The following is a 12,301-nucleotide window of genomic DNA, read 5'->3' on the forward strand; positions in this document are numbered from 1 at the left end:
TCGCTCCCATAACCCTCGCTCTCGACCAACCGCATCCTTGGAAAGGACAAGCGCCATGCCCTCTTCCCCCCTCACAGGTCGGCGCGCCCTGCTGCAGGCCAGCGCCTGTGCGGCTCTGGCTGCCTGCCTGCCACGCCCTGCCCGTGCGGGCGCAAAAACTGCCTCCATGCAGGGTCTTGAAGGATTACAAGCCCCGGTCACGGTCATCGAGGATCAGTGGGGTGTCCCGCACGTGCGTGCCGAGACGTTAGGGGATGCCTTCTTTGCCAATGGCTATCTGATCGCCCGGGATCGCCTATGGCAGCTCGATTTTGGGTATCGGCAATCGATCGGTCGGCTGGCAGAGGTTTTCGGCCCCGATTTCGTCCCTTCCGATCAGGCCAACAGGCTGTTTCTGTTTCAGGGTGATTGTCAGGCCGAATGGGCGCAATACGACCCGGCCATACGCGAGGCCGCAAGCGCCTATGTTGCCGGGATAAACGCCTTTATCCGCACCCTGACCGACGAGGAGAGGCTACCACTGGAATTCGCGCTTTATCACTATCGCCCTCTGGAATGGTCACTGGATGACCTGATTCGCATGAGGGCCGAGCCCACAGGCAACACGGCGCTTGAAATCAGAAGGGCGCGTCTCGCGGCGAGGGGCGAGGCACTCCTCGGTCTTGATGGCCTCATCACCCCCCGCGAACCCAACAGCCCGCTCGTTGTCCCGCAGGGGCTGGACACAAGCGCCGTGTCACATGACGATCTTGGTGCGCTGGGCGTGCTGCAAAAGCGCCTGCCCCTTGGGGCCATTCATGCCGCAACCCTGCATGGCGATATGGGCCATCGCCGCGCCAATGAGGGCAGCAATGCCTGGTGTATTGCCCCGCATCGCACGGCGACGGGGCGCCCCATTCTGGCCAATGATCCGCACCTCTCCTTCGGCGTGCCAGGCCCTCGTTATGTGATCCATCTCACAGCCTCGGGTCTGGATGTGATCGGGGCAGGTACGCCGGGGATGCCCGGCATCATGCAGGGCCATAATGCCGATATTGCCTTCGGGCGTACCAATTTCCATATCGATCAGGAGGATCTGTTCGTTCTGAACACCCATCCCGATCATCCCGACCGCTACTGGCATGACGGGGCATGGCGGGAGATGACACGCAGGCGCGAGACCATCGCCATACGCGGTGCCGCCCCTCGGGAAATCGTGCTGCGCTACGCCGCGCAGGGGCCGGTGATTGCACAGGATCTCTCCCGGCGACGTGCCATTGCGGTATCCGCCACATGGCTGGCACCGGGGGCCAACGCCCTGCTGGGTAATATCGGCATCAATCTTGCCAGGGACTGGCCCCAGTTCCGCGAGGCTTTGCGCCATCACACAAGCCCGACCAATTTCACCTATGCAGACCGGCACGGTAATATCGGCTGGCAGGCTGCTGGCGGGCTTCCCCGCCGTCGCCCGCATCATGATGGCCTCATGCCTGCCCCCGGCGATGGAAGTTTCGACTGGCTGGGATTACGCCCGCTTGAGGACCTGCCCCACCAGTTCAATCCGGCCAAGGGCTGGTTCAGCACCTCCAATGAAATGAACCTGCCAGAGCCGCCGAGTTTCACCATCAGCCATGAATGGAGCCCGCCCTATCGCCATGAACGGGTGGAGCAGGTGCTCGATGCCACCCCTCGGGCCAGCCTGGCGGACAGCATCGCTCTGCAGCACGACACGCTTTCGCTTCTGGCGCTGCGAATGGTCGCGCTGCTACCGGAGCATGACACGCGTGATACGCTCTCCCGGTCCGCGCTGCCCCTGTTGAAAAACTGGGACGGTCATGTGACGGCCAGCAGTGCTGCCGCAGCGCTTTACGAAGTCTGGGTGACCCGGCTTGGCAAGGCGCTGCATGAGCGCTTCATCCCGTCCGCACTCGACGATCTTCTCGCAGCCGAACTCAGCCCCGTGACGCAGCTTGGTCTGCTGGAAAACGCCCGGAATTTCGGTGGCACGTCACCGGAGCAGCACCGCGAGGCGTTCATGCTGGAACAACTCGACCGGGCCTATGCCGAATGTGTCTCACTGATGGGGCCATTGCCCGCTGCCTGGCAATGGGGACGCCTGCATAGTTTGACCCTGCATCACGCTCTGGAAAACGATCCCGCCATCGCCGCCAGATTTCCCTCGCCGGGTGGTCCTGCCTTTGGTTCGGGCGGTGACCACTACACCGTCATGGCGCGTTGGTACGATCCCGGCCATGTGAAGGACAACCCCTATGCCGTAACGGGCGGGGCGAGCTTCCTGATGGTATGCGATGTAGGCGCATGGGATAATTCGCTCTTTCTCAACTTCCCCGGACAATCAGGCGATCCGGCCTCGCCCCATTATGCCGATCTGTTTTCGCCCTGGTACAAGGGCGAGATGCAGCGCTTGCCATTTTCCCCTGCCCAGGTGGATCGCCTTGGCGTCAAACGCGCGCTTCTGACGCCCAGAGGGTAAGATTTGCTCCGAGCCATGCAGGCCGGGCTTTTCAGAGGCGTGAGAGCCACGAGGTTGGCGGGCGCGGATAGGGCCAGTTTCTGGCCTGGAAATAGGCAGCCAGTCGTTCATCGATGCGGTCTGTCGTCTGCTGTGCCTCCTGCGCCAATCCCTGACGCAGGGTTCCGGGCACCCCCAGCAACGGCCCTGCCATATGCACGGCTGTCCCCGCTGCAGACGCAGCCGACGCGACACCAATACCGGCACCCGGCATGGCCCCTGTGGTGCTGGTCGTGACAAAGCTCAGCAAGAGCGTGTGTCGACTGCCCGCCTCCGCCAGAACGGTCCTGACCTGAAGCTCTGCCTTGCCCGCACCATAGCCGATCAGCAGGCGCGCCACGGTGCTGCCGGGCCGGATTTTGGTCAGTGTGCAGGTCAGGGTCATATCGGCGGGCTGTCCCGATGCCACCACAGCAAGATGGCGGGCAGACAGCATTTTCTGCAAATCGTTCATCAGTGCCACGCGGGTTGTCGCCACGGCTGCGTCATGACGCCGGGCACGATCGGCCTTGCGGGGCGGCACGCTTTCATCGTCGATCACAAGGGCAATCTGATGGGGTGGCAGGAGGGAGGGATCACTGGCCCTGACTTCGGACGCCACATGCGTTCCGGCGCAGCCAGCCAGCAGGAGAAGGGGCAGCAGGATGGCGAGCCATTCCTGCAGCGTCCTGAGACACATCTTTACGGTATTCATGCAGCCAGTATCGCCAGCGCGTCGCTGGCCCGCTAACATGATCAGGGCATATACCAACAGGATCGGGCCATAATGGGTATAAACGCACCCCTGCTGATCGACCGTATCGGAAGCGAGGCTGATCTGTTTCTCGACCGCGATCGTGATCGCACTGAGAGTATTGCCCTTCATCGGCACCCGCACGGTGAACTTGGCCTGATAAGGCGGGGGCATATTGTTACGGCTACCGAACAGGCGCGATGGATGATCCCCGCCGGTCAGGCCTACTGGGTTCCACCTTACATGACCCATGGTGGCGACATGGCCGGGGTCGATGGGTGCCGGCTCTATATCTCCGCTTCTCTCGCCCAGGCGCTCATGCCGAGCGAACCTGCTGCCCTGACCGCGACACCTCTGATGGAAGCGCTGATGTCACGTTGGGAGCGCGATCTGCAGGCCCCCTGTTCCGTGCGCCCGATTGACCATCATCTTCTGGCCGTCATGCGTGATGAAATTGAGAGCAATCTTGCGAGCCCCGTACTTTTGCCCATGCCGCGTCATGCCCTGACTCGCGCTGTGCTGTCGGAGTGGGCCCGCCATTGTGAGGAAAAACTGTCGCTCGATGACCTTGCATCGAAATGTGGTCTGTCCCGGCGGAGCTTCACGCGTCGTTTCAATACCGAAACAGGCTTGTCGCCGGGGGCGTGGATGCAGATTGCCCGCATCATACGAGGCTGTCAGCTTTTGGCAGCCGGATTACCGGTTACCGAAATCGCGCTCATGCTTGGTTATGAAAGCGTGACGAGTTTTGTCACACTGTGTCGGGCCCATACCGGGTTCAATCCGACAACACTCAGGCAGAAAATCTGAAAGGCAACCTGTCGTGATAACTGCCGTGATATTGGATCAGGGGGAGAGTGCTCTCCCCCGCCCATATCCCGTCCGATCAATACGGGATGACCTGTCAGAGGCGACCCATAAGGATAAGAATCAACAGAACAAGAACAATCAGTCCGACGCCGCCGCCAGCGCCATAACCGGTCCAGGCCGTGCCATACCAGCCGCCATAGCCACCGAATGTGCCGAGCAGAAGAAGAACGATGATGATGATGACAATGAGATTCATGGCGAGCCCCTGTGATCGGTAGCCTTGATTGCGCCACCGTAATCCTATCACGCCCCAAAGGCTGGCAAGTTCGCCCTATGACCCCCGGCGGCCCATATTTTAGGTTTGCCGGGTATTCCTGCCACAGCTGTTACAAGATTGCTGGAAGAGAGCCCCATCGCGCACAGCGCATTTCAGGCTGCGTCTCTCAATCATGACAGTGCTGGTTTACCTGTTTCATAACCGCAACCGGATTGTTCGTTAACGCCCTCCCTGCGTCACGACGCCCCTCCCCGGAATAAACACTCTGCTGATCCACGCGCCCTTATCGTTGAGGCTGTGCATCGGCCCGCATCCGGATGGGTATCACTGACCACGGCTCGCCCTCGCTCCCGGGCTTCGCCCAGGCGGCCCGTATCCTGCGGTGTTTCTCCTATGAGATTCCTATACGGCGTGAGGTCTCTTCCTCTGTCATCCCTACGCCCCCCAGCCGGATAATACCCCCCTCACTCTGGGAGCTTTCCTATGCTGGACAGTCTTTACTGCGCGCTTGGCCTCATGGGTTTTGCGCTGTGCCTCGGTTTCATTTCGGTCTGCAAGAGGATCTGACATGACGCCCGATTTCGTTCTGGCGGGCCTCGTGACCCTTGGCTTGCTGGCTTATGTCACCGCCGTCCTTATCCGCCCCGAAAGGTTCTGATCATGACCCTCTCAGGCTGGATCACCCTTGCGGTGTTCTTTCTGTGCGTGGTGGCCATTACGCGCCCGCTGGGTGGCTTTCTCAAACGTGTGCTCGAAGGCGAGAAGCATCTTTTCCAGCGACCTTTCGGCGGGCTGGAACGCCTCATGTATCGCCTTGCAGGCGTTGACCCGAAGCGCGAGCAATCCTGGTCGCATTATGCGCTGGCCGTGATCCTGTTCAAGATTTTCTGCTTTGTCGCCGTCTTTGCTCTGCTGCGCCTTCAGGGAATCCTGCCGTCCAATCCGGCGGGTCTGGGTGCGGTATCACCCGACCTGGCCTATAATACGGCTGTCAGCTTCCTGACCAACACCAACTGGCAGAGCTACGGTGGTGAGACCACGCTGAGCCCGCTCAGCCAGATGCTGGCCCTCACGGTTCAGAACTTCGTTTCCGCTGCTGCGGGCATCGCCATTGCAGCCGCCATCATGCGCGGCTTCGTGCGACGCAGCGCCTCCACAATCGGCAATTTCTGGGTCGATCTGGTGCGTGTCACTCTTTATGTGCTGCTGCCCGCCTGCATATTGCTCACCCTGTTCTTCGTGCTGGAAGGTGTTCCGCAAACCCTGACAGGGTCGGCCTCCATCTTCACACTTGAAGGCGCAAGACAGACGATCGCGCTGGGGCCTGTGGCGACTCAGGAAGCCATCAAGATGCTCGGCACGAATGGCGGCGGCTATTTCAACGTCAACTCTGCTCATCCTTTCGAAAACCCGAATGCGCTGACCAATTTCGTCCAGATGCTTTGCATCTTCGCGCTGGGAGCCGGGCTTACCAACATGTTCGGTCGCATGATCGGGCAGGAAAAGCAGGGCTGGGCCATTTTCTCGGCCATGTCGGCGCTTTTTCTCATCGGCGCGGGCGTTCTCTACTGGTCGGAGGCCCACGCCAATCCGCTCTTTGCGTCGCTGGGTCTGGATGGCACGCTGGGGAATATGGAAGGCAAGGAAACGCGCTTTGGCATTGCTGCCTCCGCGCTTTTTGCCACGGTCACGACCGATGCCTCCTGCGGGGCGGTCAACGCCATGCATGAGAGTTTTCTCCCGCTCGGCGGCATGGTGCCGCTTATCAACATGATGCTGGGTGAGGTGATTTTCGGCGGCGTCGGTTCGGGGCTGTACGGGTTCCTACTCTTTGCGCTCATTGCTGTTTTCATGGCGGGCCTGATGGTCGGGCGCACCCCCGAATATCTGGGGAAGAAAATCGAGGCGCGCGAAATCAAGATGACCATGCTGGCCGTGCTTTGCCTGCCGCTTGTCATGCTGGGCTTCACAGCACTTGCCGTCGTGCTGCCAGCGGGCCTTTCGGCACTATCTGCCAGCGGCCCGCATGGTTTTTCCGAAGCGCTTTATGCCTACACCTCAGCCGCCGCCAATAATGGCAGTGCCTTTGCAGGGCTGACAGCGAACAGTTTCTGGAACGTCACGCTGGGTATCGGCATGATGATCGGGCGGTTTTTCGTGATCATTCCAGCACTCGCCATTGCCGGCTCCATGGCTGCCAAGAAAGTGGCTGCCCCGACACCCGGTACCTTCCCGACCGATAACGGCCTCTTCATTGCGCTTGTCGCCGGGGTGATCGTGATCGTTGGCGGCCTCACCTTCCTCCCTGCCCTCGCTCTCGGCCCGATTGTCGAGCATCTCGCCATGCTCCACGGCACGACCTACTGAAAGGCGCCCATACGATGATCTCCTTTCCCTCACCCGCGCCTGGGTCCCATGCCGAGGCACCGTCGAAGCGCCCGCCCTCACGCCCGAAATCGGGTGTGCTGAATGCAGCGCTCGTGCTTCCCGCACTGGCTGAAAGCCTGCGCAAGCTCGACCCGCGTATCATGATCCGCAACCCGGTCATGTTCGTCGTCGAGATCGTCACCTGTCTGACAACCGCGCTGCTTTTGCGCGACCTCATCAAAGGTGTCCCCCATACCGGGTTTGCCCTGCAGATCACGCTCTGGCTGTGGTTCACGCTGCTTTTCGCCAATTTTGCCGAAGCCATCGCCGAAGGGCGTGGCAAGGCGCAGGCCGACTCACTGCGTCGCACCCGCACGGAGACGCGTGGCAAGCGCCTTTTGCCCAGTGATACAGGCGCTTTCGGTCCTGCCGGACTGTATGAGGAAATTCCTGCCCCCGAACTGGTTGTGGGCGATGTGGTCCTGGTCGAGGCGGGCGATTTCATCCCGAGCGACGGGGAGGTAATTGAAGGCATTGCCTCGGTTGACGAATCAGCCATTACGGGTGAGTCAGCCCCCGTCATTCGCGAAAGTGGCGGCGATCGATCGGCCGTCACAGGCGGCACACGTGTGCTGTCGGACTGGGTGATCGTGCGCATCACGGCAGCCCAGGGCTCGACCTTCCTTGATCGCATGATCTCTCTCGTAGAGGGCGCACAGCGACAGAAAACCCCCAATGAGATTGCCCTGACCATCCTTCTGGCTGGCATGACGCTCATATTCATCATCGCCGTGGCGACCATTCCGTCGTTTGCGCATTACGCTGGCGGCTCGATTTCGGTCATGGTGCTCGTGGCCCTGTTCGTCACGCTCATTCCCACCACCATCGGGGCGCTTCTCTCGGCAATCGGCATTGCTGGCATGGACAGGCTGATCCGCTTCAATGTGCTCGCGATGTCGGGCCGTGCGGTTGAAGCCGCGGGCGATGTGGATACGCTCCTGCTCGACAAGACTGGCACCATCACAATCGGCGACCGTCAGGCCTGCGCCTTCATGCCCGTGCCGGGCGTGACCGAACAACAGCTTGGCGATGCGGCACAACTGGCCTCGCTGGCCGACGAAACGCCGGAAGGCCGCTCCATTGTCGTGCTGGCCAAGACGCGTTTCGGGTTGCGTGGACGCGAACTCAACGCCGCAGGTGCACAGTTCGTCCCGTTTACGGCCCAGACACGCATGAGCGGCGTCAATATCGGCACCAGACAGATACGCAAGGGCGCGGTTGAGAGCGTGCTTGAAGCTGCTGGGCCAAACGCCCCCTCCGCCGCCCAGATACGCAGTATCGCCGATGGCATCGCCCGTCAGGGTGGCACCCCGCTTGCGGTCATGGATGACACGCATCTGCTGGGTGTGGTGCATCTCAAGGATGTGGTGAAAGGCGGCATACGCGAACGCTTCGCCGAGTTGCGTCGCATGGGCATACGCACGGTCATGATTACGGGTGACAACCCCCTGACTGCCGCCGCCATCGCCGCTGAGTCGGGCGTGGATGACTTCCTGGCCCAGGCCACACCCGAAGCCAAGCTGGCCCTGATCCGCAGCGAGCAGGCTTCGGGCAAGCTCGTGGCCATGTGCGGCGATGGTACGAACGATGCCCCCGCCCTTGCTCAGGCCGATGTGGGCGTTGCCATGAATACCGGCACTGTCGCCGCCCGCGAGGCTGGCAACATGGTCGATCTCGACAGCGACCCGACAAAACTGATCGAGATCGTCGGTATCGGCAAGCAGCTGCTCATGACGCGCGGTGCGCTCACGACTTTCTCGATCGCCAATGACGTGGCCAAGTATTTCGCCATCATTCCTGCGATGTTCGTCGGGTTCTATCCTGCGCTGTCCAGCCTCAACATCATGCATCTGGCCACCCCGGAAAGCGCCGTGCTTTCAGCGATCATCTTCAACGCCCTGATCATTATCGCGCTCATCCCGCTTGCACTGCGTGGCGTGGCGTATCGCCCGGTAGGTGCGGCGGCGCTGCTGCGGCGCAACCTGCTTATCTACGGTGTTGGCGGGCTCATCGTACCGTTCATCGGCATCAAGCTGATCGATCTGCTCATCACCCATATCGGTCTGGCCTGAGGAGGCCATCATGGTTCTATCCCAGTTGCGCCCTGCGCTAGTTCTTTTTCTCCTTCTTTCTGCCCTCACCGGTCTGGCCTACCCTCTTGGGATGACCGCCCTGTCAGGCCTGATCCTGCCCGACAAGGCGGCGGGCAGCCTGATCCACGACAAGGGAAATGTTGTCGGTTCTGCCCTGATCGGACAGAATTTCACCTCCCCGCGCTATTTCCACGGTCGCCCTTCGGCCACAATGGGGCCAGATCCGAAGGACCCCGGCAAAACAATCCCGATGCCCTATAATGGGGCTGCCTCTCTGGCTTCCAATGCCGGCCCGACATCACGGGCCCTCATCGAGCGCGTCACCCAGAGCGCCGCCGCATTGCGTGCCGAAAATCCTGAGGCCATGGCACGGGGCTGGCATATTCCGATTGACCTCGTCACCACATCGGCCAGTGGCCTCGACCCTGACATCTCACCCGAGGCAGCGCTGTTTCAAGTCCTGCGCGTGGCAAAGGCACGGGGCCTTGATGAAGCGCGTATTCGTCATCTGGCTCTGCAGCAGACAAGCCAGCCCTTTCTGGGCTTCCTCGGTGAGCCCCATGTGAATGTTCTGGCACTCAACCGGGCGCTCGATAGAATGGCGCAATAGCCGGTCCAACCTGCCCAGATGCCAGATCGCGGCACCCGGGCAAGCCATGATAATCATCAGATCTATGAACAGGCGCAGCCGCAAGACCGGACCAGGGAACGCGATGACGAGACAGGATTATGACCGCCCCGACCCTGACGCCCTATTGCGTCAGGGCTGCGGCGAAAGACGCCGGGGCCGGCTGAAAATCTTTCTCGGCGCGGCGCCAGGTGTCGGCAAGACATTTGAAATGCTGAGCAGCGCCCGGCATCTGATGCAGGAGGGGGTCGATCTGGCAATCGGCGTCGTGGAGACGCATGGCCGTGCTGAAACACAGGCGCTTGTCGAGGGCCTGCCTGTCATCGCGGCCGGTTCCGTCGCCTATCGCGGTCAGATCCTGCGCGAGATGGATCTCGATGCCATTCTCGCCCGGCGCCCCACCCTCGCTCTCGTCGATGAACTGGCGCACAGCAACGCGCCCGGCTCCCGCCACCCGAAGCGGTGGATGGATGTCGAGGAGCTTCTCAATGCGGGGATCGATGTTTTCACCACCGTCAATATCCAGCACCTTGAAAGCCTGAATGATATCGTAGCCTCGATCACCCGGGTGCGCGTGCGCGAGACCGTGCCCGACCATGTGATCGAGAGCGCCGATGAGCTCGAACTGGTCGATCTGACACCGGGCGACCTGCTGCAGCGCATGCGCGATGGAAAGATCTATGCGGCCCACACGGCAGGCCGGGCGCTGCTGCATTATTTCTCGCCCGGCAACCTGACCGCCCTGCGCGAACTGGCCTTGCGCCAGACGGCCCAGCAGGTGGACGCGCAGCTGGTCGATCACATGAAGGCCAACGCCATAGCGGGGCCTTGGGCGGCCGGTGAACGCGTGATGGTTTGCCTGACCCTGCAGGATGGCGATGCGGGTCTTGTGCGCTACGGCAAGAGACTGGCCGACCGGCTTCATGCGCCCTGGATCGTTCTGCATGTGGAAACCAGCCGCGACCTGACCGAGGAGGCCCGCGCGCGCATGGCCTCACAGATGCATCTCGCCCAGTCGCTCGGTGCAGAGACGGTGACAGTGCCCGGCCATGATATTGCCCTCGATGCCCTGGCCTATGCCCGCGCCCAGAATGTGACGCAGATCGTCGCGGCGCATCCGGCGGGCACGGGTTGGCTCGGTCGGCTGAGGCAGCTTATCGGTCGATCAACAACTGAACGGCTGATTCAGCGCTCGGAGAATTTTCCGGTTCATGTCGTACCCCGTTCAGGCGAGGCGATGGACCACCGGATCTACGAAAATCCTCCCCCACGTTTTTCGCCCTATCTGGCGAGCACGGCCATCGTCCTCTGTGCTCTGGGGCTGGCCCTGTTGCTTCGGCAGGGTTTCGAGGTCAGTAATGTGTCACTGGCCTTTCTGACCGCCATATTGGGAGTGGCCGTGGCCTACGGGCTGGGTCCCTCGCTCTGGGCATCCATTTTCGGCATGCTGTGCTTCAACTTCTTTTTCCTGCCGCCGCTTTATACCCTGACCATTGCAGCCCCCGATAATGTCGTGGCGCTGTTCTTCTTTTTTGCCACGGCATTGATTGCAGGCAATCTGGGCGCCCGCGTACGCAGTCAGGCTGTTGTGGCGCGCCACCGTGCAGAGATCACCCAGTCACTCTATCGTTTCAGCCGCACCATCACCGGCATGTCCACGCTCGACGACCTGCTCTGCTCTGTCACCCGGCAGATTGCGACCCTGCTCGATTGTCACGTCGTGCTTCTCATGCCCGATGGCGGCAGACTAGCCGTACAGGCGCAATCGGACAAAGCCCACCCCCCGGGAGAGGACGATCTGGCGGCGGCAAGCTGGGCCTGGAAGCATAGCCGTTTGGCCGGGCGCGGGTCTGACAGCCTTCCCGGCGTACAATGGCTGTTCATTCCCCTGCGCACGGCGCGTGGGCCCGTAGCTGTGATCGGCCTGTACCGCGAGAAACCGGGCCAGTTGCTCGATGCCGAGCAGCAGAGTTTGCTGGACGCGCTGGCGGACCAAACAGCCTCGGCCCTCGAAAGCCTGCTGCTGACCCGTGATCTCGACAGGGTACGCCTGGAAGCCGAGACGGACAGGCTGCGGGGGGCCCTTCTGACCTCCATTTCCCATGATCTGCGCACCCCGCTCGCCTCCATTCTGGGAGCAGCATCGAGCCTGCGCGATTATGGCGAGGTACTGGGAGAGGAAGGAAGAAGCGAGCTTCTCTCGACCCTGACGGATGAGGCCGAACGCCTGAACCGCTTCGTGGGTAATCTGCTCGACATGACACGGATTGAAGCCGGCGCCCTCCCCCTGCGCCATGACAGTGTGGACTGCGCCGAGGTGGCGGCGACAGCCCTAGCACGCGCGGCGAAACTACTGGAGCATCATCACGTCACCCTCGATACCGCATCGACCCTCCCCATGCTCGATCTCGATGCTGTGCTGCTGGAGCAATCTCTATTCAATATCCTCGACAATGCAGCAAAATATACCCCCGCAGAGACTGCCATTACGCTGCGCCTCGCCATGCGCCATTCAAGGCTCGTGATCGCGATTGAGGATGAGGGGCCGGGATTTGGTGATCGTGATCCAGCAGAGATTTTTGGCAAGTTCACACGCTTTGCCGCGGCCGATACGGCCCGTGCAGGGACTGGCCTCGGCCTCGCCATTGCCCGTGGTTTTGTCGAGGCAATGGGTGGCGATATTGAGGCCGCAAACCGTACGGACAGGCAAGGAGCGGTTTTTACCCTGCGCTTTCCGCTGCCAGCCTCACAGGCGATGCGCCAGATTGTGCCCGACAGGACCGGCCCGGAAACCCGTGACGGAAGAAAGTCCCTGTGAGAA

9 protein-coding genes are annotated in these 12,301 nt (G+C 61.4%); 7 read left to right on the top strand and 2 right to left on the bottom strand.

The genetic code is table 11. The annotated features are described in order from the left end of the window. Window positions 1–55 precede the first annotated feature (55 nt). A complete protein-coding gene (locus tag P5689_RS05210; protein WP_023978834.1) occupies window positions 56–2,473 on the top strand; it encodes a penicillin acylase family protein in 2,418 nt (805 codons plus the stop codon). Window positions 2,474–2,504: 31 nt separating this feature from the next. Here P5689_RS05210 and P5689_RS05215 read toward each other — a convergent pair whose 3' ends face one another. Further along, complete coding sequence (locus P5689_RS05215; RefSeq protein ID WP_285532356.1) at window positions 2,505–3,206, bottom strand: DUF4410 domain-containing protein; 702 nt, start codon at window positions 3,204–3,206, stop codon at window positions 2,505–2,507. Window positions 3,207–3,278: 72 nt separating this feature from the next. On the opposite strand from P5689_RS05215, the gene P5689_RS05220 reads away from it, so the two are divergent. Beyond that, complete coding sequence (locus P5689_RS05220; protein ID WP_285532357.1) at window positions 3,279–4,055, top strand: AraC family transcriptional regulator; 777 nt, start codon at window positions 3,279–3,281, stop codon at window positions 4,053–4,055. Window positions 4,056–4,149: 94 nt separating this feature from the next. On the opposite strand, the gene P5689_RS05225 is transcribed toward P5689_RS05220, so the two are convergent. Then, window positions 4,150–4,311, bottom strand: a complete 162-nt coding sequence (locus P5689_RS05225) for a DUF3309 family protein (protein ID WP_023978831.1) — start codon at window positions 4,309–4,311, stop codon at window positions 4,150–4,152. A 589-nt stretch (window positions 4,312–4,900) separates the two neighbouring features. Here P5689_RS05225 and P5689_RS05230 point away from each other — a divergent pair. The 5 genes from P5689_RS05230 (at window position 4,901) to P5689_RS05250 (ending at window position 12,298) form a co-directional block, all read left to right on the top strand. Next, entirely contained in the window at window positions 4,901–4,990 is a 90-nt protein-coding gene (locus tag P5689_RS05230) for a potassium-transporting ATPase subunit F (RefSeq protein ID WP_023978830.1), read from the top strand. A gap of 2 nt (window positions 4,991–4,992) precedes the next feature. Then, window positions 4,993–6,699, top strand: a complete 1,707-nt coding sequence (gene kdpA / locus P5689_RS05235) for a potassium-transporting ATPase subunit KdpA (RefSeq protein WP_285532358.1) — start codon at window positions 4,993–4,995, stop codon at window positions 6,697–6,699. 14 nt (window positions 6,700–6,713) lie between these two features. Further along, window positions 6,714–8,831, top strand: coding sequence for a potassium-transporting ATPase subunit KdpB (gene kdpB, locus P5689_RS05240; RefSeq protein WP_285532360.1), 2,118 nt, complete (start codon window positions 6,714–6,716; stop codon window positions 8,829–8,831). 10 nt (window positions 8,832–8,841) lie between these two features. Then, window positions 8,842–9,462: a potassium-transporting ATPase subunit KdpC gene (gene kdpC, locus P5689_RS05245; protein ID WP_285532361.1), complete on the top strand. Its 621-nt coding sequence runs from the start codon at window positions 8,842–8,844 to the stop codon at window positions 9,460–9,462. Window positions 9,463–9,526: 64 nt separating this feature from the next. Continuing rightward, window positions 9,527–12,298 carry a sensor histidine kinase KdpD gene (locus tag P5689_RS05250; protein ID WP_285532362.1) on the top strand — a complete coding sequence of 924 codons (2,772 nt, stop codon included), beginning with the start codon at window positions 9,527–9,529 and terminating at the stop codon, window positions 12,296–12,298. Window positions 12,299–12,301: the final 3 nt, after the last annotated feature.

It is taken from the genome of Asaia sp. HumB (assembly GCF_030263835.1).
GTDB classification, from domain to species: Bacteria; Pseudomonadota; Alphaproteobacteria; order Acetobacterales; family Acetobacteraceae; genus Asaia; species Asaia bogorensis.

Coding starts and splice junctions, on each gene's coding strand:
- P5689_RS05210 (WP_023978834.1), top strand. CDS start 56: ATGCCCTCTTCCCCCCTCACAGGTCGGCGCGCCCTGCTGCAGGCCAGC.
- P5689_RS05215 (WP_285532356.1), bottom strand. CDS start 3,206: ATGAATACCGTAAAGATGTGTCTCAGGACGCTGCAGGAATGGCTCGCC.
- P5689_RS05220 (WP_285532357.1), top strand. CDS start 3,279: ATGGGTATAAACGCACCCCTGCTGATCGACCGTATCGGAAGCGAGGCT.
- P5689_RS05225 (WP_023978831.1), bottom strand. CDS start 4,311: ATGAATCTCATTGTCATCATCATCATCGTTCTTCTTCTGCTCGGCACA.
- P5689_RS05230 (WP_023978830.1), top strand. CDS start 4,901: ATGACGCCCGATTTCGTTCTGGCGGGCCTCGTGACCCTTGGCTTGCTG.
- kdpA (WP_285532358.1), top strand. CDS start 4,993: ATGACCCTCTCAGGCTGGATCACCCTTGCGGTGTTCTTTCTGTGCGTG.
- kdpB (WP_285532360.1), top strand. CDS start 6,714: ATGATCTCCTTTCCCTCACCCGCGCCTGGGTCCCATGCCGAGGCACCG.
- kdpC (WP_285532361.1), top strand. CDS start 8,842: ATGGTTCTATCCCAGTTGCGCCCTGCGCTAGTTCTTTTTCTCCTTCTT.
- P5689_RS05250 (WP_285532362.1), top strand. CDS start 9,527: ATGAACAGGCGCAGCCGCAAGACCGGACCAGGGAACGCGATGACGAGA.